Below are 22,019 nucleotides of genomic sequence, written 5' to 3'. Positions count from 1 at the left end.
TTACACATCATAACCCGTTCTTCCTTTTCTCTTCGCTCGGTAATTTTTCACTTTTGCAATTGTACCGCACGCTCTTCCTCCTTCTTCTCCAGCATACATACCGCACCATCTTTTACTTCCATTACGCGAATGATCATAAAATACCCAGCGGCAATCTGGACATGCTTTTAACCTTCCCCACACATTTTCTTGAATTGACATTAATACAATGCTTAACACTTTTGTATACACATTCTTTTCATATACTGGTTCATATGTAATACCTTTCATATCATCCTTTATATGTACATGAAATGGGTATTTCTCTAACCATTTTTGCAATGATCCTTTGCCTTCAATTGTCATCCGAATATCTTCTCGAAAACCTCTTAATTCCTCTATCCTATGAAATGGAAACTCTTCATCAAAATATTCTTTCATAAAGAGCTTTATATCTTCTTTTGTTTGCAGCAAATCAATTGGCTCTCTCGTATCGTTTGGTATTCTCCATGTATTTAAAAATTCCCGAATATATTCTAGTTCATTTGGAGCGTTTTGATTCAATTCAATCCACCTTCTTCTTAAAATTTACTTTTTTCTGACTTTATGTATAATTATAGTATAAAATAGTTAACCATCAAATAATTTTACTGGTTACATAATTAGGAGGATTTCTATGAAAGGTTTCTCAACACCGATACGTTTCATGCTTATTTCTTCATTTTTTATGTCTTTTGGGTATTTTGCAGTATACGCATTTTTAGCTATTTATCTATTAACCTTTCTTCATTTTTCTGCTGTCCAAGTAGGAACAGTGTTGACGATTATGACAATTACATCACGAGTTATCCCATTATTCTCAGGGTTAATTGCTGACAAAATAGGCTATATCATTATGATGATAGCCGGATTATTTTTAAGAGGAGTCGGATTTATCGCTTTAGGAATATGCTCTGATTTCTATACAATTTCTATTTCTTCTGCACTTATTGGCTTCGGAACTGCATTTTACGAACCTGCCGCTCGCGCTATATTTGGCTCACAGCCAGCTCATTTGAGAAAAAATTTATTTACATATTTAAACCTTAGCTTTAATTGCGGTGCAATAATCGGACCAATTGCAGGAGGATTCTTACTCTTACTCGATCCACTCTACGCTTTCTCTCTAACAGGATCTCTTATGCTGTTATTTGCTTTTATTTTTTACTTACTTAAAAATCACTTCCAAGTCACTACTGAAAACACGTCTATTACATTAGGAATACAGGTCATCTTACAAAACAAATCTTTCCTTCTGTTTTCCTTTATCATGATTTTCTTCTATATTATGTTTACTCAGCTTACTGTCGCACTTCCACTTCATATGAAAAACATTAGTAATAGCAATCAACTTGCTACACTCGTTATTACGATAAATGCGATAACAGGCGTCATATTTATGGTATTATTCCGAAAATTATTCCACAAATACAACACACTTTCGATTATTAAATACGGTGTTTTATTAATGAGTATTTCCTTTTTACTCATTCCTTTATTTCAACACCCATATTGGCTCTTTATTTGTGTAATTTTATTTACAATCGGTGAAACACTCGTATTACCTAACGCTGATATCGCTATTGCAAATTACAGTAATGAATCATATACAGCCACTTTCTTCGGATTTTATCAACTATCACTCGCATTTGGTTTTATCATTGGTAATTATACCGGTACATCTTTTACATCCAACTTAAGCGGAATGTATACACCATGGCTTATTTTTGGCGGAATAGGACTTATTGGTTTTATTTCACTACATATTTTGAATATAAAAAAAGTGGCCTCTAAAGAGGATATACACCTATGTAATACAAGCGACCTATAACGAAAAAGATTCGACCATCATATGTGACAGTCGAATCTTTTTATTTTTCATATTCAAGGTGATTATGTCTTTTACAACCAAATAAATAGCAAGCGCCTATATAATCAGTTTCAAACTCTAATCCTGGAACATATCCAGATTTGATACGTTCTACCATTGTTTTATAACAATTATTCTCTTCTGTATATTCCTCAATTAACTCTTTCTTATCATTTTCTGTCCAGTTTTCTTCTACTTCTTCATTCTGAACATCTTCTATATCTGCTGTTTTCGCTTCGATAGATTCCCGTATAACTTCATTTATACGGGAGAAATTATTCGTTTTATATAGAGCATACACAAATCTACCAATCCAATTAGGACTTTTCCAGCATTCTTTATATCCCTTTTCGAACCATTCAATTGCTTCTTTATAGCAATTCAATTCAACATATAAATCTGCTACATTAATTTCCCCTAAAAAATTATCAGATTCCCTGTTAAAAGTATCTAACTTCTCTTTTGCTTCTGTCGTTCGTTCTAAATCAATTAAACATTTTACATAGCTATACATGATATAGTCCGAATCCCCTGCAACTCGTAAAAAAAATTCCGAAGCTTTTTCCAGCTCTCCAAGGTTATAATGAGCTACAGCTACATTATGATATGCTTCATCCGATGGTTGAATCGAAATAGATTTTTGTAATACTTCTTTCGCTTCTGTCCATTTTTCTTGTTTCATGTAAATGTCCCCTAAGATGTTATAAGGAAAGTATGAAGAAGGATTCAACTTAACAACTTCTCTTATTAATTCAAGAGCTTTATCATCATTCTCTTCCTCATAGAAGTACATCCAAGCAAGATTATTGAGAGATTGTACGTCTCTAGATTCATGTACTGCTTGTTGAAACAGTTCCATTGCTTCCTCATATTTATTTTGTTCAAACATTTCAATTGCCTTCTCGTTAATGTTCAAATAACTACCTCCGAAGTGAATAAATTCATCTACGCTTTATCATTATTTTAAGATGTAAAAATTGAAATTTCTATAAAAAATTTCTTTATCCTGTCTACATTTCGATTGAAATAGAAGCTAAAACACACGAATTTACAACAATGAGTAAATTTTTCAATCTCCCTTAAATTGGATATACATCCTGTTTTATTTTACATATTATGGTACAATCAAAAGGGTACTAACTAAACATTTACGCTCCACACTAGTAATCTAGCAATACCAAAATCAAAATTCACATGGAATTGAGGGATGTTATGAAACAGAAATTAGCTGTTCTTCTATTCACTGGAATCATATTATCAGGATGTTCAACTATAGCAGAGAATTCTTTAGAAAGCGGGAAAGGCAGTATGGAATTATTAACACCAACGATCACAACAAAAGATAATGAATTAGAAATTAAAACTAAAGGCATTGATGAAAATAAAGTAACTTTTATTTATGTTGCTAATAAAAAAGTGTTAGAACAAAAGCTAAAGAATGGTGAATCCTACAAGCTTAACATTAAAGATATCGAACACGCTCATCGGACAGACTACAAACCAAAAGTTCAACTTTTGCAAACGAAAGATGATAATGATGATGGAGAAATAGTAACCTTCAAACAAGTTAGATATACAGTTAAAAACTAATTTTAAAGTTGTTTCATTATAAATGTAACGAACGAAAATATACTTTTAACAGTAGATAAATGTAAGGGGTGCTAACATGAAAAAACGATGGATTTCTTGGTGGATTGGTAACCTATTTTGGATTATCGTTTTTGGAATATGGGCCGCTATTATTTGGTTACGAGAGGTTGATGGTGCTGGTGTTATTCAAACACCTGAAATTAAATCAATATCACTTATCGTTATATTAATCGCGTTTATCATACCGGTATTTTTTCAAGTTATATGGCTAATCATTAATTTGAGGATGAGTAGAAAAAATAATTATACGATTTAGTTTTTCAATTAACAATAAAAAAGAGAGGAATCTACATCAAAATAGATTCCTCCCTTTTACATTTGGACTTATACTGCGCTTTTAATGCAGCACTACTCCTCTTTTTTACGATGCATGTTCATCTTTCTTTTTCATTAACGCTCTTTTCTTCATCGCCTTCGTTAAATATCCACCCTTAAACGAGCGAATTTCATACGAAGACATAAACGCTTTCGGTGCAATTTCATTAATGATTTCTAAAAGCTCTTTCTCCCTAGAACGCTTTGCGACGATATCTAAGCGATAACGTATAGAATTAATACCTTCGCCCTCAAATACTGTAACGCCAAATCCAGAGTGACGTAATTCATCTACTAATTCATTACAACGGTCTAGTAAACTAACTTGATACGTAATATAACCAATTGCTAATTTATTCTCTATATAACCGCCTAATAACAGTCCCGCACTAAAGCCAATGACATAGGCAACGATGTTCATCCAATTTGATAAATCTTGAAACACAATACCTAAACTGACAATGTAAATAGCTCCTTCTAACAATCCAACACCAGCAGCGGATCTTGTTTGATTCTTTACAAGCAAAATCGTACGGATTGTTAATATTGGAACGTAAATAATTTGAAGCACAAAAATAAGTAGCGCTTGTAACATTGGTATCCACCTCTTTCAAAAAGTCTTTTGTCATAATAACATACATAACCTTTAGAAATCGATGGGTTTTTTAAAATTTTTTTATTATTTTTCATACTATTGAAAAACACAAAAAAGAAGCGTATTATATTTGTCATTAATTTGATTACTTGTATCATATCGCTAAACTAAAAAAGGAACCTGATTAGGTCCCTTTCATCATAGCTCTATGTTTTTCGAAGCATGTTCTCTTTGCTTCTCTTCTTCTTTCACTAACTGCATATTTGCATACGCTAAATTTGCAATCATTAAAAAGTGACCACCTAAAATACCTGTACCGAATGCCCACATTTCCATTTCATGCTCAATTTCATACATGATGATAGCTCCTAAAATAGCAGCTGCAAATCGGTTTAAAACTCCTAATCCAGGAGCCTTTTCCTTCATTACGATACTTTTTCCGAGTTTCTCCACTCTGCGAGCTAATAACCAAAGACAATAGGCGCTTACTGCTAATCCAATACCGAACCCTGTCACTTGTTTTCCAAACGGAGTAATCGTCCACATAAGTAGTAAACCACTAAAGATCACATACAATTGTAATCGATATACACGTAAGGCTTCTTGAATCAAAATATCCGCTCCTAAGTTCTCATTTTTTGTACTTTAGAAGAAAAGCAGCAACTTACACAGTTGCTGCTTTCTCTTCTTCTTGTTCTTGTTCCATCTTACGAATTTCAACACGTTTAATTTGGTAAGCGTCTTTTTCTAACACTTTAAATTCATAACCTTCCGCCTCAACGTGTTGTCCTTCTTCGATTTCATGATTTTGCATCATAATCCATCCACCGATTGTATCCACATCATCTTCTTCGATGTGTAATCCAAATAAATCTTTCACTTCTGAGATAAGCACTTTTCCATCAACAATGATATGTTGCTCGTTCACATGTTGAATTGGCGGTGCTTCATCTTCATCATATTCGTCACGAATTTCGCCGACGATTTCCTCCAAGATATCTTCAAGCGTTACAATTCCGGCTGTTCCTCCGTACTCATCATATAAAACAGCCATCGGAATTCGCTTCTTCTGCATTTGAAGTAATAAATCGTGAATTGGAGTCGTTTCCATCACTTCAATAATCGGACGCATATACGAGCGAATAGATGATAAATCTTTTTGATCCTCGGTCATATATCGAATAAAGAAATCTTTTACGTTGACCATACCGATAATATCATCTTTATCTTCTCCAAAAATCGGATAACGTGTGTATCGCTCATTTTGGATCACTTTCATGTGTTCTTCTACTGAATCTTCCAGGTAGAAACCAACGATTTCTGTTCGCGGTACCATAATCTCTTTTGCAATACGATTATCAAATTCAAAAATGTTATTTACATACTTGTATTCAGCTTGATTAATTTCGCCACTTTCATAGCTATCTGAAAGGATAAGACGTAATTCTTCTTCTGTATGAGCTACTTCATGTTCTGAAGCTGGCTTTAAACCGAATAAACCAGTTATCACACGAGCTGAACCGTTCAATACCCAAATAAATGGATACATTACTTTATAGAACATCATTAATGGACCTGCCAATAATAACGTTACCCTTTCAGCCTTTTGAATTGCCATCGTTTTCGGAGCTAATTCCCCTACTACAACGTGTAAATACGTCATAATCATAAAAGCAAGACCAAATGTTAATACTGATGAAATAGAAGGATTTAAGTTCCATTTCTCAAATAACGGGTGTAATAACTTTTCGATTGTCGGTTCACCTAACCAACCTAATCCCATAGCTGTAACTGTAATACCTAATTGACAAGCAGATAAATATTCATCTAAATTTGTTGTTACTTTTTTCGCTGCTAAAGCACCGCGTTTTCCTTCCGCAACAAGCTGATCGATACGACTTGAACGTATCTTTACAATCGCAAACTCTGCTGCTACGAAAAATCCAGTAAATGCGATTAAAATCGCAACCATGACTAAATTAAATATTTCCAATGAATCCCCTTAGTTAAAAAACTAAGGTGTCCACCTCCTGTATACTATAATGTTTTCTTATTTGTTCGTTAGAAAACATAGCCCGATACAAAAATTAAAGAGGTCGGATTTCACTTATTCTATAATAATAGAGCAAGTGTCTGTATTAAAGCTGTCGTTTGACCAGATAAAGATTTCGATATTTTTTCACGTTGTGAATCAGTCAATCCATCTAAAAGCGGCTTTAACTCAGTAAGTTCCACTTCTAATTGATGAATATGGTCTGTCACTTCATTCACTTGTTTCGAAACGTGTTCATTGATACCGAGCAGCTTCTTCTTCTCCTCGATTTTCTCTTTAATCTCACAAAGCGGCATATGCATTTCTTTGCACTTCTCAATAAATTGTAATGTCTCAAATGCTGTTTCGTCGTAATAGCGATAATTAGATTGAGATCGCTCCGCTTTTAAGATACCTAGATTCGTATAATAATCAATCGTTCGTTTCGACACGTGAGCCATGAGAGCCAACTGTCCGATTCGATACACCTTCCCAACGATCTTCCCCCCTTGTTTATATTACTTACATCATACAATACATAAACTGTACAGTCAAACGTGACGGTTTATTATTCACAATTTATACAAAATCCCAATCTCCTCCTATGATGATTCAATACGAGTAATCTACACTTATACAATAAAATTACTAAACTACTACCTAATCACTACATTGTCTGCCATTTTTAACCTTTCTTATTTAAAAGCATATCCTACTAATAATGATTGCTTGTATAGGAGGGAATTAATATGAAAAAGACAATCATTTCTCATTTTTATAATGAAGAATACCTACTTCCATGGTGGCTTATGCATCACACGAAAATATTCGATCACGGCATTTTAATTAATAGAGGGTCTACAGATCGTTCCGTAGAGATTTGTAAACTATTAGCACCCCACTGGGAAGTACGAAATTCAAGATTTCTTGAGTTTGATCCAACTAATACTGATATTGAAGTGATGGAAATTGAAAGAGAAGTTTCAGGTTGGAAAATCGTTTTAAATACTACTGAATTCTTTTGTTGTAATAATACTGAAGAATTTTTTTCATCTCTTCATACACTAGGCCAAAACATGTATGCGATTAGAATGATTTTAATGATAGATAATCATAATTATAATTATTCAAAGCCTAGATATTCTATCCCCTTAGTAGAACAGCGATACCACGGTGTCTTCCCTTATAACCCAAATCTCGGATGTGCTTGGAGATTTATTCACAATCATCTAGACGGTGCATATTTACCTGGTAGACATCATTCGCGGCACGGATATATAATTTATGACTATCCTTCATTTATTTTAAAATTTTATTTTAGCCCTTGGAATGAACAATCAAAAGCAAGAAAATTACAAATTACACCTACCCTTTCAAAAAGGGGTGTTCAAATGGGACTTCAAACACATTACGGTCAATCTCCTGAAGTACTGGACATACGTTTTTTAGAGCTTAGTAACCTAACACAAGACCTCCGTCATAACCCTGAATATCAAAAATTATTTCCAAAATTCAAACCGTAATATTTTCTGCATCGTCATCACCTCAAACATTTTCATTCACTTAATCAAAAACAATCTCATTTGCATAAAACATGAATACTGTATAAATAATAAATTTTTATTTTAGGAGGAAAAAATGAAAGCTGTTATTCTTGCTGGTGGGTACGGTACAAGAATTGGGGAAGAAACACATTTAAAACCGAAACCTATGATTGAAATTGGAACAAAACCCATTCTATGGCACATTATGAGTTTGTATAGTCATTACGGGATTACTGAGTTTATTATTTGCTTAGGCTATAAAGGATATGCAATTAAAGAGTTCTTTCTAAATTACAACTTACACATGTCTGATTTCACAATACAGTTAAACGATAATACAATTACTAGCCATTCTCATCGTGTAGAACCATGGAAAGTTACACTAATCGATACTGGTGTAAATACCGAAACGGGTGGCCGAGTGAAAAAGATTCAAAATTATGTCGGAGACGAACCTTTCTGCCTCACTTATGGTGATGGATTAAGTAATGTAAATATAAAAGAACTTATTACATTCCATAAAAAACATGGAAAAATGGCTACTGTTACTGCCGTACAACCTCCTGGTAGATTTGGTTCTCTCATATTAGATAAACAGTCTGTAACATCTTTTCAAGAAAAACCATTAGGTGATGGCGGATGGGTTAACGGTGGATTTTTCGTTTTAAATCCTGAAGTTTTCAATTACATTAGTGGAGATAAGTCTGTTTTTGAAACAGACACTTTAGTTCAGTTAGTAAACAAAAATGAATTGGCCGCATATCAACATTCTGGTTTTTGGCATCCGATGGATACATTGCGCGATAAAAATAAATTAGTCGAGCTATGGGAAAGTAATAACGCTCCGTGGAAGGTTTGGTAATATGGCTTCATCATCTTTTTGGAATAAGAAAAAAGTATTTATTATAGGACATACTGGATTTAAAGGCTCCTGGCTCACCCTTTTCTTAAGTTCTTTAGGTGCAGAAGTAGTAGACTTTTCTTCTCATCCCCCATCCATTCCTAACACTTTTGAACAAGGTAACGTAGCAAAAGAGTGCACGACAATGAAAGGCGATATTACAGATTACCATTCTTTATTTCATGCCATGAAGCAGCATAAACCTGACATAATATTTCATTTAGCAGCTCAGCCAATCGTAACCGCTTCATACAAAAACCCTATCGATACATTCAAAACGAATGTTTTAGGTACTGTTCACGTGCTAGAAGCAGCAAAGTCCATCGAAAGCGTACGTGCCATTATTAATGTGACAAGCGATAAATGTTATGAGAATGACGGTAGTGGCGACCGAGCGTTCGTGGAAAATGACCGACTAGGAGGTTTCGACCCTTATAGCGCTAGTAAAGCTTGCGCTGAAATAGTGGCAACATCCTATCAAAAATCATTCTTCCGCACTAATACCCAGAAACTCGCCTCAGTCAGAGCTGGTAACGTCATCGGCGGTGGTGATTGGGCAGAAGACCGATTATTCCCTGATATCATTCGGGCATATTTGCACAATCATACTTTGTGTATTCGAAACAAATATGCCGTCCGTCCGTGGCAACATGTTTTAGATCCTTTACATGGCTATATCCTTTTAGCTGAGAAACTTTGGAATGATGCTAAATATGCAGAAGCGTGGAATTTCGGCCCAATGAATGAACCTAACAGAACCGTTCATGATGTCATTGAATCTGTAATAAAATTATGGAATAACCCACTAACAATCATTTCCTCCTCTACAAATACTCCTTATGAATCACCTGTTTTAACACTCGATAGTACAAAAGCAGTAAACAAACTCGGCTGGACTCCTAAGTTATCAACAGATGATGCTATCGCTTGGACTGTTGATTGGTACAAAAAATATGCATCTGGTGAAAATATAGAATCTTTCACACGACAACAAATCGATGCATTCAAAAATTTATAAGGGGGCTATAAAATGGAACAGAAAAAATGCCGTTTTTGCCACTCATTACTAACCAACACTTTTTTAGATTTGGGCGTTTCCCCTCTTGCTAATTCATTTGTAGCTCCTGAAAGCTCATATAAAATGGAACCTTTTTATCCGCTGCACACATTTGTTTGTAACTCTTGTTTACTCGTCCAGCTAGATGAATTTGAATCCCCACAAAATATTTTTCATAACTATTTATACTTCAGCTCTTACTCCTCAAGTTGGCTACTACACGCTAAACAATATGTAGAAATGGCGATTAAGCGTTTCAACTTAACGAAACATTCAAAAGTGATTGAAATCGCAAGTAACGATGGGTACTTATTACAATACTTTAAAAAAGAAAATATCGAGACATTGGGAATTGAACCCGCGAAAAACGTAGCAGAAATTGCTATCAAAAAAGGAATTCCTACTCATGTAAATTTTTTCAGTAATGACTTAGCAAAAAAATTGCCACAAGCTGATTTAATCGTCGCAAATAACGTATTAGCACATGTTCCAAACTTGCATGATTTTGTTGCCGGTTTAAAAACGTTATTAAAACAAGATGGCACGATAACAATTGAATTCCCACACTTATTAAACCTCATATCCTTTAAACAGTTCGATACTATCTACCATGAGCACTTTTCCTACTTCTCACTTATAAGCCTTCAAAAAGTTTTAAGTTATCATCATTTACAAATTGTTGATGTAGAAGAACTTTCAACGCATGGTGGTTCCTTACGGATTTTTGTAAACCATCTAAGTGCCCAATCAACTATCCATTCCAATGTTACAAAATTAATTCAAAAAGAAGTCGACCACGGGTTAGATACATTAGATTGCTATCTCCTTTTTTCTAAACGCATCGAACAATTGAAAATAAATATTTTAAAGTTTTTTATTGAAGCGAAAGCTTTAAACAAACAAATTATCGGTTACGGTGCTCCAGCTAAAGGAAACACCCTTTTGAATTATTGCGGGATAGGTAAAGAATTTCTAGCTTATACAGTAGATAAAAATCCTCACAAACAAAATCTCCTTTTACCAGGAACTCGTATTCCAATAAAATCTCCAGCAGAAATTAAACGTACAAAACCGGATTACATTCTTATACTTCCTTGGAATTTGAAAGACGAAATTATGAAAGAATGCTCTTTCATTCGTGAATGGGGCGGTAAATTTTTAGTGACGGTTCCAGAAATTGAGGTGATCGAGCCATGAAGAAAGTTGTTGTAACAGGTGGTAGTGGCTGGATAGGTAAATATGTTGTACATTCACTTATACAAAAGGGATATGAAGTGCACGCCACGTATAATAAAAATAACCCCTCTCACCTCCCTTGCCATTGGCATAAAGTAAACTTGCTTCGCGATGACGAAGTAAAACAATTCATTTCGGATGTTCAGCCTAGCCATCTCATTCACCTTGCTTGGGAAGCAGTGCCACCAGCATGCTATGTATCTATTAATAATTACTATTGGCTAAAGTCTAGTATTTCATTGATTCAACACTTCACAACATGCGGCGGAAAGCGTGTTGTCGTTGCAGGTACTGGCGCAGAGTACGAATGGTTTAACGGCGTATTATTTGAAGATTCACCGCTCCTTTCCTATAAAACCCCGTATTCTTTATGTAAAAATGCACTGCACTCCTGGCTAGAAACGTATGCACAACAAACAGGCCTCAGCATGTGTTGGGGCCGCATTTTTCATATGTATGGACCTCACGAACAAGGTAATCGGCTCGTTTCTAACATTATCACTTCCTTATTAAAAAACGAGGAAGCACTATGTACACATGGAAAACAATCAAGAGATTTCCTCCATGTGAGTGACGTCGCTGACGCTCTCGTAACAATATTAGAACACAGCGTTACAGGCACCATCAATATCGCTTCTGGTCAATCTGTACAAATTAAAAAGTTAGCTTCTATCATTGCTAAAAAGATAGGAAAAGAACATTTAATTAAACTAGGTGCAATCCCTTTCTCTAAAGATGAACCTTTATTTGTCGGGGTTAATGTAGAACGTTTAAAAACTGAAGTAAACTGGAAACCAACATACGATCTAAATACAGGAATTGAAGAAACAATTTTATGGTGGAAATCATTTATACAAAAACATAACGATATGCATCATTAAAACGTAAATCCTTCGTTCCTCTCGCTAATTCCTTATACCATTCTCCTAATCTTTCCGACGTAATAATATGGTGCGTCCCCATTCCCCCATGCTTACTAGCTTCAGAAAGAGTCGGACCAATTTGTAACTTTCTCTTTCTCATCGCATCGTTCCACGGACTAAACCCAAACCATAATATACAGGCAAGAGGTGGATAAATCATCGATTCATGCGCAGATAAATGTCTTCCAACCGTATAACTTCCATGCTCATGATTATGAATAAATCTACCTCTTCTCCATAACGGCCAATCTTCTGGTAAATAACCATGAAATCGCTGTTTCATTAAAGGTATTCCAAAGTTAAGGTCCGGATAGTTGTAGTTAGGATCATCAACCATAATAAGCCCGTCCAGCCAATACATCCTCCCCCCCAATTCATTTAGCGATTTCCAAAACTGATTTTTATCTTGCACGCAAAGAAACTCAGTCGTATTTAAAATCATTTTCCATCCTTGTACTTCTTGTTCTATCCTCATCACTTCATGATCTGTCGCATATGCATCAAACTCTGGATTTACAGAATCTCGCACCTCCCAATGCGGTGCGAATTTTTTACAAATCTCAACGGAACGATCTGTTGAACCTTTATTAATTAAAATACCATGATCAAAAAGTTTCGTATGATGCATAAGCCACCATGGCAATAAATACTCTTCATTGTAAAAATGTGAAATAACGGTTGTAGTTATAATAATCTCCTCCTCTTTCTCTATTAATCTACTTTTTATCCTACAACCAATATACTCATAAGCAAAAATATGTTTCCTAATTATTGATCAAATATTATTATTAATATTTTTGTAAGTTTTCCTTTGGTACCCAGCCCTTCTCACCATCTCTTCCTTCGCCCCAAACCCATCCATTGAATTCTTCTAATCCAATCACTCTTTCTCCAATACTCACATTTAATTCTTTCGCAGTATATTGTTTTATAATAATTCCTGTTCCATTCATATCTTTTTTTATAATTTGCTCCGGAACCCATCCTTTCCGGTCATATTTCTCTTCGTGACAAAACATCCAGTTTTCCCAGTTTTCCGGACCAGCGTAACTCTCTATCATTTTCACTACATCCCCCTCTTCTAAGCGAATTGGATTAGGATAATTGCTAACATGTGATTTTATAACGATATATTTCATAACAACCTCCAATAATCAGAAAATTAAGTTATAATATCATTATAACTTAAAGAGGAGGAATGCACGCATGTACTACAACACTTCATTCGAAAACGATCAACCTGTAGGCCGTCTATAAACTAAGACGGGCAATCATATAACACATACACTACGCCTCGTCTTAGGGAACTCATAATACCCTAAAAATAGACGGAGGTACTTTACATGAAACAAACAATTGTAGGAGCTATATGTTTATCACTAGCAGCAAGTATATGGGGTGGTATGTATGTTGTTAGCAAATACGTACTCGATTTTATCCCACCACTAACACTCGTTTGGCTACGCTTTATCATTGCTTTTGTTGTTTTGTATGGCATTTTGAAACTAGCTGAGAAAAAACAAAAGAAAAAAGTAAACATTCGCAAAAAAGATTGGCTCCTCTTCGCTTGGATAGGATTTATTGGATATTTCATTTCAATCACATGCCAATTTATCGGAACAAAATTATCCGACGCTCATACAGGCTCGTTAGTTACATCAGCTACGCCTGCATTTATGGTTATATTTGCAGCGCTCATTTTGAAAGAAAAACTAACCGCTCGTAGACTTTTATCTACTATAATAGCGACAATCGGTGTCATTATCGTAATCGGATGGGATATTGAAATTGGCTCCTATTTTATCGGAACAATCATTTTAGTTGGAGCCGCTATTACGTGGGCCTTACTATCTATTTATGTAAAAAGCGCTTCAATCCAATTTTCATCCTTAGTTATTACAACGTATGCCATATTCTTTTCACTCTTTTTTATTACACCTTTTATGATATGGGAACTACAAACATCCTCTATCGGAACAGTAAATACGTACGTAATATTAGGCGTATTATACTTAGGTATTGTCTCAACAGCAGGTGCCTTTTTCCTTTGGAATAAAGGATTAGAATTAATAGATGCAAGCATCGGTTCCTTATTTTTCTTCTTCCAACCTATTGTTGGATCATTACTTGGCTGGCTCTTATTAAATGAGACATTAAATAGTAACTTTTTTATTGGCGGTATTCTTATTATATGTAGCGTTTTAATTACTACTTTTGAAAAGAAATAAAAAGCAGGCAGAGATTTTTAGTCTCTGCCTGTTCGCATTATTGGATCTTGGTCATGAAAACCAATACAAATCGGTATATATCATAATACTTCGCTTCTATTTGCTCTACTGCTAACGAAAAGACATCCTCTTGCATCTCTTCTAAATACTGAAATATATCCACACTAAACACTCCTCACTCTTTACGCACTCCAATGCGATGGACGGGATAACATTTTCGGTAATTTCGTATGCTTATCCCCTTTCGCTGCGTTAATTTGAACTTGCGTCAGAAAAATACTATTTGTAAAATCAGCCCCGCGAATATCTGCATCTCTTAAATCTGCTCCGATAAGATCTGCTCCTCTTAAATTTGCTCCATTTAAGTTAGCCGCAATTAAGTAAGCACCCCTTAAATTTGCACCTTGTAAATTTTTCTTTTTCAAATTTGCTCCCATAAGATCTGCTCCGCGGTGAATGATTCGTTTCTTACGTGCAGTATTCATTTCCTTCCATACTAATTCGCTCGTTTCTAAAAGAAGAATGTTCACCTCTGCCCTATGCATTGGAACATTTATTTTCATTAACTCATCTGGATTTAAATTCGAAAGTCGCTCTGTCTCCTCAATTGCGGTCTCCAGCTCTTTATGAATTGGCTGTGTTGCCTTTAAAAGAATCGCTTCATTCAAATACCAAAGCATTTCATGAAGTTGATGCATAACCGGAAAAGCATCGTACATTTTTCTTGCATGCTTTGCATCTTTCCGCCAATCAATCCCTTTAAACGTACCCTGAGAAATCTTCTGCCCAGCACCGAAACACTCAAATACTGTACAACCTTTATAACCTTTTCCTCTAAGATTTTTATGTATACTACATTTAAAATCTGATTGTAAGTTAGAACATGGTTTACCACCATCTTTATTCACTGCAAAATCTACCGATGCTGCGAACGGTAATGCAACGCAACATAGACCAAAGCATTTTTCGCAGTTTGCTTTTAAATGATCATTATGATTAGTCAAAATCTATACCCCCTGTTGTCTTTTGACTATTTCATAATATTCCAACTGTAATAAATAATCAATTTTAAAATAAACCAGCATCTTTCGTTTCAATTCATAACTTTATCATTCGATTTCCTTTCAATTGAAAAGGACTATTTCTATTTAATGAATTATAATTAAATTATAAATTTTCTAACTAAAAGGAGACTTATTATGGCACTAGAAATGAAAACAAACTGTCAAATTTGCGATCAATCGCTCGAACAAGATTCTGAAGCATACATTTGTGTATATGAATGTACATTTTGCGCACCATGTACAGAAGAAAGACATAACGTTTGTCCAAACTGCGGCGGCGAATTAGTACGTAGACCGAAAAAGAAATAATAAAAAGCAAAGCGATATCGCTTTGCTTTTGTTTAGGCATCTGAAATTATATATTTAAAAACTTCACACAAACAGGCTCTGGCACAACAACATCAGATTGTAAAAGTGTTAACTTACCTGTAGATTCATCTCTTGAAAATAACACAAGATTATGTGACTTTTCATTTGTAGCAACAAGAAACTTTTCAGTAGGATCTAATACAAAGTCCCTTGGCCAATTTCCTTCTGTAGATGTATGTTCCACAAATGTAAGCTGGCCTGAGTTTTGATCTACGCTATAAACAGCGATACTATTATGACCACGATTACCTGCATATACAAAGCGGCCGTCAGAAGAAATATGGATAGCACTGCCTTGACTATTTTCATCAAATTGTTCTGGAAGAGTAGAAATATACTGTAATTCTGTAAAGGATCCTTCTTCCGAGTTATATGTTAGCGCAATAACCTCTGAACTAAGCTCCGTCATTACATAAGCGTATTTTCCATTTGGATGAAAAGCAATGTGTCTTGGTCCACTTCCCGGATTCACAGACAGGCTATTCACTTCTATTAATGTACTATCTTTTACTTCATACGTAATTATTTTATCTATCCCTAAATCAACGCCCACTACATATTTTTCATCAGGAGTGTACCCCGCGTAATGTGCATGTGGTTTTTCTTGTCTTTCTTTATTCGGACCTGAACCTTCATGTGCCATAATAGATGAAGCAGGATTTACAGTTCCATTTTCTTCATTTATTTCAAAAGACTCAATTGTTCCTTTATGGTAATTTGCTGTAACTACTGTATGATTTCCACTATCAACACTAATATGACAAGGAGAAGCCCCTTCTACTACTTGTCTATTTTTCGCTTTTAGTTCTCCAGTATGACTATCAATGGAATAAGCAGCTACACCGCCAGATTCGCCTTCCTTAACAACAGAATAGAGATATTCATTATTTCGGTTAATCGTTACATATGTAGGGTTATCCAGCTTAGCAGTAAGTGTTACATTACCAATTTTTTTTGCTTCCGTGTCTAAAATAAACTTATATATTCCTTCGCTATTTTCTTTCGTGTAAGTCCCAACATATCCGATAAACTCTTTGTTATCCTTCATTTTCATAACCCTCTCTCCCTATATTTTTCGTTCATCATACTTTTTAAAATATTTTATGTTGAAAGAGTATCCTAAAAAATCGGAGTACCTCTTTATACGTTACCATATTTTCTTGGTAAATAGCTTTTAAACCCACTTTTTTTGATACGCTGCTATACTTTCATATTCTTCTTCCAATTGACGGGACAAACGGATATAGATTGGCGTTAAATCTTTATATTTTTCCACACTTTCCATGTTTGGCTCATGATGAAAATCTGCACCTACCATTTCAGAAACTACGGATAATGTATCTATTTCACCTAAACTATATAAACCGAGGATTGCAGCTCCTAAGCAAGAGCTTTCGAAACTTTCCGGAACATATACGTCTTGATGGAAAATATCCGCCATCATCTGTCTCCAAAGTTCCGACCTTGCAAAACCGCCTGTCGCTTGAATTTTTTTCGGTTCGCCAATTAGTTCTTTTAAAGCGAGAAGAACTGTATATAAGTTATAAATTACTCCTTCTAAAACAGCACGTATCAGATGTTCTTTCTTATGATGCAATCCGAGTCCAAAGAAAGATCCTCGCGCATTTGCATTCCATAAAGGAGCCCTTTCCCCCGCTAAATACGGGTGAAATAATAAACCGTCAGATCCCGGATTCACTTTTGCTGCAATTTCAGTAAGCACCTCATATGGATCTTTTCCTAAGCGCTTTGCAAGTTCAATCTCTGAAGTGCCCAATTGGTCACGAGCCCACCTGAAAATCATACCGCCGTTATTAACTGGTCCACCGATTACCCAATGGTCTTCAGTTAACGCATAACAAAAAATTCTACCTTTTGGATCTGTTACAGGACGATTTGTTACAGCACGTATCGCACCGCTTGTACCAATTGTAACAGCCACAACGCCAGGATCTATTGCATTTACACCTAAATTAGATAGTACTCCATCACTCGCTCCTACTACAAAAGGCGTAGAAACAAGTACATTCATCTCTTTGGCAAACTCTTCATCTAATCCTGTTAAACTGTGCGTTGTTGGAACAAGCTTTGAAAGCTTTTTATCTGTAATTCCCGCTACATGTAAAGCCTCTTCATCCCACTTTAAAGATTTTAAATTGAACATTCCTGTCGCTGATGCTATAGAATAATCAATTACATATTCTTTATATAACTTGTAAAAAACATATTCTTTAATAGAAATAAATTTATAACTTTTTGCGAATAACTCTGCTTGCTCATTCTGTAGCCAAACTAATTTCGAAAGTGGTGACATCGGATGAATTGGTGTCCCAGTACGAAGGTAAATTTCATGACCATTCATATCATTCTTTATTTTCTCCGCCCAGCTTGCACTTCTATTATCTGCCCAAGTGATACATCTCGTTAATAGCTCTCCTTTTTCATCTACAGCAATGATACTATGCATTGCCGAACTAAAAGAGACACAAAGAATATCATTCGGCTGTACACTACTTATTCGTACAGTTTCTTTAATCGTATTTATTACTGCATGAAAGATTTCTTCTGGGTCTTGTTCTGCTGTTTCAGGTGTAGGAGAATATAAAGGATATTCAATTCCATGACTAGCAATAACAGATCCATCAGTAGAAAATAGAACTGATTTTGTACTAGTTGTCCCAATATCTACACCAATCATATATTTTGAGCTCACCATCTCTTCCTCCTAACAAAAAATTGCTACAGTATCCCACCATAAAAATACATTCCTTTTATCTATTGATAACGTTTTATGCCACAATTATCTAAATAGAAACATCTTTATCTTAAACAAACATATCGAGTAGTAAAACGCCTCCAAAAGCGATAAATGAAAGTAACGTTTCTAATACTGTCCATGTTTTAAATGTTTCTTTCACTGTTAAACCTAGGTATTCTTTTACCATCCAGAACCCAGCATCGTTTACGTGAGAAAACATTAACGCTCCTGCACCTGTTGCAATAACGAGTAACTCTAAGTTCACACCTGTCGTATTTTCAACGATTGGCGAAACGATACCGGCTGCTGTTGTTAAAGCGACTGTCGCTGACCCTGTCGCAATTCGAATTAACCCAGCTACTATAAATGCTAATACAATTGGAGATAGAGCTAAATGCTCAGACATTTGAGCAATAGCATTCCCTACCCCACTATCGATGAGAATTTGCTTAAATCCCCCACCAGCACCAATAATCGCAACAATTGAACCAATTGGTAATAAGCTATCTTCTGTTATCTTCTTAATAGCTTTTTTATCGATACCTTGACGAAATCCAAGAAAATAGAACGCCGCAAAACATGCAATCAATAGTGCAATTATAGGACTACCGATTAATGTGACAATCTTCATCAAAGTATTAGAAAGAGGCACATAAGGAGCTGCTGCAGCTAAAACCATTAACATAACAGGTAACAATATAACTAAAAATGAAACTCCTATTCCTGGTAATTTCGTTGATTTTGTATTTACACGAATCAATTCCGGCTCATTTTCAGGAATTACACGTTTGTGAATCCATTTCGCAAATATAGGACCTGCAATAATCGCTGCAAAAAATGTAATAATGAGTGAATACATTAGTACCTTCCCAAGATTCGCTTTATAAATACCAATTGCAACTATGGCCCCTGGATGCGGAGGAACAAGGCCGTGTACGACAGATAGCCCAGCAATTGCTGGTAATGCTATCAATAAAATATTTTGTTTCGTTGTTTTATGAATTGAAATTACTAACGGCAGTAATATTAAAATGCCTACTTCAAAAAACACCGGGATTCCAATAATAAAACCTGCAATTAACATCGCCCATGGTAAGTTTTTTATCCCAAATGATTTAATAAAGAACTCTGCCACTTGCATTCCAGCACCTGACTCTGCCATCATTTTCCCTAAAATTGTACCTAATACTAAAATACCTACTAAATGCCCGAGAACACTGCCGACTCCCGTTTCATAAGCACTCACTATTTTATCCATTGGCATCCCAGACATAATTGCTAAAAACAAACTTGCAATCGTTAAACTAATAAATGCATGCCATCTCCACCACGATACCCCTAAAATAACAATTACGATTGATAATAATGTAATCATTAAAAGGTACATATTCATACGCAGTTCCACCCCTTTATGTAAACCCTTTCAAAATTGCTATACAATTAAGAGAACCTATATAGTTCTTTCATGAGTAAGAATTTATATATCGATATACAAATCATCTTCACAAAATAATAATTTATACAAAAAGAATCTCCCTTATCAGAGATACATGTTAACTCACCTCTCTGATAAGGGGATTTCTCTTCCATAATTATAATGTTATTGTGATAAACGCTTCGCGCGATCAATTTTCCCTTTTTTAAAAGTGAATGACACTTTCTTCTCTTGCTGTTTTCACGTAGTAAGACTACAAACTCAGTATCCACTTTAAACGATGAAGTTACTTAGGATTTGTCTTCTCATGAAAAACAACTTTCGGAAAGCACCTTCACTTTCATAACATTATAATTTAGGCGCTTTCGCCCAATCCGCAGCAAATTTCTCAATACCTTGGTCTGTTAATGGGTGCATAGCAAGTTGTTCAATTACTTTATAAGGGATTGTTGCAATGTGAGCACCTGCCATCGCTACACGAGTTACATGATCTGGATGTCTAACAGAAGCCGCAATAATTTGTGTATCTAATTGATGAACATCGAATAATTCAGCAATTTTAGCAACTAATAGTACACCATCTTCAGAAATATCATCTAAACGTCCTAAAAATGGAGAAACGTACGTTGCACCTGCTCGAGCAGCTAAAAGTGCTTGGTTCACCGTGAAAATAAGTGTAACATTCGTTTTCACACCTTTTTCAGTAAGGTAGCGACAAGCTTCTAATCCTGCTAACGTCATCGGAAGTTTAATTGTAACTTTTTCATCGCCACCGTTAATTTTAATCAGTTCTTCTGCTTGGGCGATCATCTCTTCAGCTGTAACCGCATCTGGCGTTACTTCTGCCGAAACAGATTCAACTTTAGGAACTGCCTGACAAATTTCTGCAATACGGTCTTCAAATTTAATGCCCTCTTTTGCTACTAAAGAAGGATTCGTTGTAACACCAGCTAAAACTCCAAGTTTATATGCTTTTTTTATATCCTCAAGATTTGCAGTATCAATAAAAAATTTCATGATTAATTCCCTCCAGTTTTTAAACGTTGATGAGTTACATGTTTAATATGCTTATCCCGTAAAAGCCCGATTTGTGTGGAATGAAGCCCCTACTTATTAAAGTTTCACTTTATTTCTTTTCTACTGCATGTCCGCCAAATTCATTGCGCAGAGCTGCTACAACTTTTCCTGTAAATGTATCATTGTCTAATGAGCGGTAGCGCATTAATAGAGACATTGCGATAACAGGAGTTGCTGTTTGAAGGTCTAATGCTGTTTCTACTGTCCATTTTCCTTCACCAGAAGAATGCATAACACCCTTAATCTCATCCAGTTTTGCATCTTTAGAAAATGCATTTTCTGTTAATTCCATTAACCAAGAACGAATCACTGAACCGTTGTTCCATACTCTTGATACTTTTTCATAATCGTAGTCAAATTCACTTTTTTCTAGAATCTCAAATCCTTCACCAATAGCAGCCATCATACCGTATTCAATTCCGTTATGAACCATTTTTAAGAAGTGACCACTACCAGCTTTTCCAGCATATAAGAATCCATTTTCTACAGCAGTATCGCGGAAGATAGGTTCAACGATGTCCCAAGCTTCTTGATCTCCTCCGATCATGTAACAAGCACCATTACGAGCGCCTTCCATTCCGCCAGAAGTTCCTGCATCCATAAAGTGAATGCCATCTTTCTTTAATTGCTCATATCGGCGGATAGACTCTTTATAATGTGAATTACCAGCTTCAATTAAAATATCTCCTTTTGATAAAAGTGGTGTAACCTCATCAATAACAGAATCAACAACAGCGTGTGGTACCATTACCCAAAGAATTCTTGGTGATTGTAATGACTGAACAAGTTCACTTAAACTAGATGTACCTGTTGCCCCGTACTCTTTCATTTCTTCTACTGCGCTCGTATTTAAATCAAATGCTACTACTTCATGTTTATGATCCATTAAATTTTTCCCTAAATTTAATCCCATTTTACCTAACCCAATTAATCCTACTTGCATAATA

25 protein-coding genes are annotated in these 22,019 nt (G+C 35.3%); 10 read left to right on the top strand and 15 right to left on the bottom strand.

The window, feature by feature from the left end:
- Positions 1–543 carry a CGNR zinc finger domain-containing protein gene (locus AU379_RS07480; RefSeq protein WP_001072941.1) on the bottom strand — a complete coding sequence of 181 codons (543 nt, stop codon included), beginning with the start codon at positions 541–543 and terminating at the stop codon, positions 1–3.
- 112 nt (positions 544–655) lie between these two features.
- Between AU379_RS07480 and AU379_RS07475 the strand changes: the two genes are divergently transcribed.
- The gene (locus AU379_RS07475) at positions 656–1,849 is read left to right on the top strand and encodes an MFS transporter (protein WP_000675759.1); all 1,194 of its coding nucleotides are present in this window, start codon (positions 656–658) and stop codon (positions 1,847–1,849) included.
- 40 nt (positions 1,850–1,889) lie between these two features.
- On the opposite strand, the gene AU379_RS07470 is transcribed toward AU379_RS07475, so the two are convergent.
- On the bottom strand, positions 1,890–2,804 hold the full coding sequence (locus AU379_RS07470) for a tetratricopeptide repeat protein (RefSeq protein ID WP_061139071.1): 915 nt from the start codon (positions 2,802–2,804) through the stop codon (positions 1,890–1,892).
- A 278-nt stretch (positions 2,805–3,082) separates the two neighbouring features.
- Between AU379_RS07470 and AU379_RS07465 the strand changes: the two genes are divergently transcribed.
- Positions 3,083–3,478 (top strand): hypothetical protein, encoded by a 396-nt coding sequence (locus AU379_RS07465; RefSeq protein ID WP_082769914.1) that lies wholly within the window; start codon positions 3,083–3,085, stop codon positions 3,476–3,478.
- Between the two features lie 76 nt (positions 3,479–3,554).
- Entirely contained in the window at positions 3,555–3,794 is a 240-nt protein-coding gene (locus AU379_RS07460) for a DUF3923 family protein (protein ID WP_000747695.1), read from the top strand.
- A gap of 105 nt (positions 3,795–3,899) precedes the next feature.
- Here the strand turns inward: AU379_RS07460 and AU379_RS07455 are convergent, their stop codons facing one another.
- The 4 genes from AU379_RS07455 to AU379_RS07440 form a co-directional block, all read right to left on the bottom strand.
- Positions 3,900–4,448 carry a DUF2179 domain-containing protein gene (locus tag AU379_RS07455; RefSeq protein WP_000938438.1) on the bottom strand — a complete coding sequence of 183 codons (549 nt, stop codon included), beginning with the start codon at positions 4,446–4,448 and terminating at the stop codon, positions 3,900–3,902.
- 198 nt (positions 4,449–4,646) lie between these two features.
- A complete protein-coding gene (locus tag AU379_RS07450) occupies positions 4,647–5,060 on the bottom strand; it encodes an ATP synthase subunit I (protein WP_000613876.1) in 414 nt (137 codons plus the stop codon).
- A 52-nt stretch (positions 5,061–5,112) separates the two neighbouring features.
- Complete coding sequence (locus AU379_RS07445; protein ID WP_000402258.1) at positions 5,113–6,441, bottom strand: hemolysin family protein; 1,329 nt, start codon at positions 6,439–6,441, stop codon at positions 5,113–5,115.
- A gap of 119 nt (positions 6,442–6,560) precedes the next feature.
- Positions 6,561–6,968, bottom strand: coding sequence for a MerR family transcriptional regulator (locus AU379_RS07440; protein ID WP_000285635.1), 408 nt, complete (start codon positions 6,966–6,968; stop codon positions 6,561–6,563).
- A gap of 261 nt (positions 6,969–7,229) precedes the next feature.
- Between AU379_RS07440 and AU379_RS07435 the strand changes: the two genes are divergently transcribed.
- The 5 genes from AU379_RS07435 to AU379_RS07415 all read left to right on the top strand — a co-directional run bounded on the left by AU379_RS07435 (position 7,230) and on the right by AU379_RS07415 (position 12,099).
- Positions 7,230–8,003: a glycosyltransferase family 2 protein gene (locus AU379_RS07435; RefSeq protein WP_000750974.1), complete on the top strand. Its 774-nt coding sequence runs from the start codon at positions 7,230–7,232 to the stop codon at positions 8,001–8,003.
- A 115-nt stretch (positions 8,004–8,118) separates the two neighbouring features.
- Entirely contained in the window at positions 8,119–8,886 is a 768-nt protein-coding gene (rfbF, locus tag AU379_RS07430; protein WP_000648807.1) for a glucose-1-phosphate cytidylyltransferase, read from the top strand.
- A gap of 1 nt (position 8,887) precedes the next feature.
- Positions 8,888–9,943: a CDP-glucose 4,6-dehydratase gene (gene rfbG, locus AU379_RS07425; protein ID WP_061139069.1), complete on the top strand. Its 1,056-nt coding sequence runs from the start codon at positions 8,888–8,890 to the stop codon at positions 9,941–9,943.
- Between the two features lie 12 nt (positions 9,944–9,955).
- Positions 9,956–11,179, top strand: a complete 1,224-nt coding sequence (locus tag AU379_RS07420; RefSeq protein ID WP_000435776.1) for a class I SAM-dependent methyltransferase — start codon at positions 9,956–9,958, stop codon at positions 11,177–11,179.
- Entirely contained in the window at positions 11,176–12,099 is a 924-nt protein-coding gene (locus AU379_RS07415) for an NAD-dependent epimerase/dehydratase family protein (protein ID WP_000758375.1), read from the top strand. The genes AU379_RS07420 and AU379_RS07415 overlap by 4 nt, the downstream gene beginning before the upstream one ends.
- Here the strand turns inward: AU379_RS07415 and AU379_RS07410 are convergent.
- Positions 12,068–12,868 (bottom strand): glycosyltransferase family 2 protein, encoded by an 801-nt coding sequence (locus AU379_RS07410; RefSeq protein WP_076774856.1) that lies wholly within the window; start codon positions 12,866–12,868, stop codon positions 12,068–12,070. The two genes, AU379_RS07415 and AU379_RS07410, sit on opposite strands and share 32 nt — an antisense overlap.
- Positions 12,869–12,929: 61 nt before the next feature.
- Positions 12,930–13,280 carry an SH3 domain-containing protein gene (locus AU379_RS07405; protein WP_000875282.1) on the bottom strand — a complete coding sequence of 117 codons (351 nt, stop codon included), beginning with the start codon at positions 13,278–13,280 and terminating at the stop codon, positions 12,930–12,932.
- Between the two features lie 204 nt (positions 13,281–13,484).
- On the opposite strand from AU379_RS07405, the gene AU379_RS07400 reads away from it, so the two are divergent.
- Positions 13,485–14,369, top strand: coding sequence for a DMT family transporter (locus AU379_RS07400; protein ID WP_061139068.1), 885 nt, complete (start codon positions 13,485–13,487; stop codon positions 14,367–14,369).
- Between the two features lie 37 nt (positions 14,370–14,406).
- On the opposite strand, the gene AU379_RS31125 is transcribed toward AU379_RS07400, so the two are convergent.
- On the bottom strand, positions 14,407–14,532 hold the full coding sequence (locus tag AU379_RS31125) for a hypothetical protein (protein WP_255256462.1): 126 nt from the start codon (positions 14,530–14,532) through the stop codon (positions 14,407–14,409).
- A 19-nt stretch (positions 14,533–14,551) separates the two neighbouring features.
- The gene (locus AU379_RS07395; protein ID WP_000181431.1) at positions 14,552–15,373 is read right to left on the bottom strand and encodes a pentapeptide repeat-containing protein; all 822 of its coding nucleotides are present in this window, start codon (positions 15,371–15,373) and stop codon (positions 14,552–14,554) included.
- A 195-nt stretch (positions 15,374–15,568) separates the two neighbouring features.
- Between AU379_RS07395 and AU379_RS07390 the strand changes: the two genes are divergently transcribed.
- The gene (locus tag AU379_RS07390) at positions 15,569–15,742 is read left to right on the top strand and encodes a DUF1272 domain-containing protein (protein ID WP_001162788.1); all 174 of its coding nucleotides are present in this window, start codon (positions 15,569–15,571) and stop codon (positions 15,740–15,742) included.
- 46 nt (positions 15,743–15,788) lie between these two features.
- Here the strand turns inward: AU379_RS07390 and AU379_RS07385 are convergent, their stop codons facing one another.
- The 5 genes from AU379_RS07385 to gnd form a co-directional block, all read right to left on the bottom strand.
- A complete protein-coding gene (locus AU379_RS07385; protein WP_065845315.1) occupies positions 15,789–16,856 on the bottom strand; it encodes a lactonase family protein in 1,068 nt (355 codons plus the stop codon).
- A 120-nt stretch (positions 16,857–16,976) separates the two neighbouring features.
- Positions 16,977–18,518 (bottom strand): gluconokinase, encoded by a 1,542-nt coding sequence (gntK, locus tag AU379_RS07380; protein ID WP_061139067.1) that lies wholly within the window; start codon positions 18,516–18,518, stop codon positions 16,977–16,979.
- Positions 18,519–18,627: 109 nt separating this feature from the next.
- Entirely contained in the window at positions 18,628–19,953 is a 1,326-nt protein-coding gene (gntP, locus tag AU379_RS07375; RefSeq protein ID WP_001057623.1) for a gluconate permease GntP, read from the bottom strand.
- 390 nt (positions 19,954–20,343) lie between these two features.
- Positions 20,344–21,012, bottom strand: coding sequence for a fructose-6-phosphate aldolase (gene fsa / locus AU379_RS07370; RefSeq protein WP_000667676.1), 669 nt, complete (start codon positions 21,010–21,012; stop codon positions 20,344–20,346).
- Between the two features lie 109 nt (positions 21,013–21,121).
- Positions 21,122–22,015, bottom strand: coding sequence for a phosphogluconate dehydrogenase (NAD(+)-dependent, decarboxylating) (gene gnd / locus AU379_RS07365; RefSeq protein WP_001195925.1), 894 nt, complete (start codon positions 22,013–22,015; stop codon positions 21,122–21,124).
- Positions 22,016–22,019: the final 4 nt, after the last annotated feature.

The organism is Bacillus sp. JH7 (genome assembly GCF_001563515.1).
Classification (GTDB): domain Bacteria; phylum Bacillota; class Bacilli; order Bacillales; family Bacillaceae_G; genus Bacillus_A; species Bacillus_A cereus.
Note: the sequence above shows the minus strand (reverse complement) of the source record. Positions and strands in the feature narration are given on the sequence as shown.

Bases quoted from the DNA above. Each gene is read 5' to 3' on its own strand.
- AU379_RS07465 (WP_082769914.1), top strand. From the start codon at position 3,083: ATGGAATTGAGGGATGTTATGAAACAGAAATTAGCTGTTCTTCTATTC.
- AU379_RS07475 (WP_000675759.1), top strand. From the start codon at position 656: ATGAAAGGTTTCTCAACACCGATACGTTTCATGCTTATTTCTTCATTT.
- rfbF (WP_000648807.1), top strand. From the start codon at position 8,119: ATGAAAGCTGTTATTCTTGCTGGTGGGTACGGTACAAGAATTGGGGAA.
- gnd (WP_001195925.1), bottom strand. From the start codon at position 22,015: ATGCAAGTAGGATTAATTGGGTTAGGTAAAATGGGATTAAATTTAGGG.
- gntP (WP_001057623.1), bottom strand. From the start codon at position 19,953: ATGAATATGTACCTTTTAATGATTACATTATTATCAATCGTAATTGTT.
- AU379_RS07405 (WP_000875282.1), bottom strand. From the start codon at position 13,280: ATGAAATATATCGTTATAAAATCACATGTTAGCAATTATCCTAATCCA.
- fsa (WP_000667676.1), bottom strand. From the start codon at position 21,012: ATGAAATTTTTTATTGATACTGCAAATCTTGAGGATATAAAAAAAGCA.
- AU379_RS07390 (WP_001162788.1), top strand. From the start codon at position 15,569: ATGGCACTAGAAATGAAAACAAACTGTCAAATTTGCGATCAATCGCTC.
- gntK (WP_061139067.1), bottom strand. From the start codon at position 18,518: ATGGTGAGCTCAAAATATATGATTGGTGTAGATATTGGGACAACTAGT.
- AU379_RS07420 (WP_000435776.1), top strand. From the start codon at position 9,956: ATGGAACAGAAAAAATGCCGTTTTTGCCACTCATTACTAACCAACACT.
- AU379_RS07435 (WP_000750974.1), top strand. From the start codon at position 7,230: ATGAAAAAGACAATCATTTCTCATTTTTATAATGAAGAATACCTACTT.
- AU379_RS07415 (WP_000758375.1), top strand. From the start codon at position 11,176: ATGAAGAAAGTTGTTGTAACAGGTGGTAGTGGCTGGATAGGTAAATAT.
- rfbG (WP_061139069.1), top strand. From the start codon at position 8,888: ATGGCTTCATCATCTTTTTGGAATAAGAAAAAAGTATTTATTATAGGA.
- AU379_RS07400 (WP_061139068.1), top strand. From the start codon at position 13,485: ATGAAACAAACAATTGTAGGAGCTATATGTTTATCACTAGCAGCAAGT.
- AU379_RS07460 (WP_000747695.1), top strand. From the start codon at position 3,555: ATGAAAAAACGATGGATTTCTTGGTGGATTGGTAACCTATTTTGGATT.
- AU379_RS07455 (WP_000938438.1), bottom strand. From the start codon at position 4,448: ATGTTACAAGCGCTACTTATTTTTGTGCTTCAAATTATTTACGTTCCA.
- AU379_RS07385 (WP_065845315.1), bottom strand. From the start codon at position 16,856: ATGAAAATGAAGGATAACAAAGAGTTTATCGGATATGTTGGGACTTAC.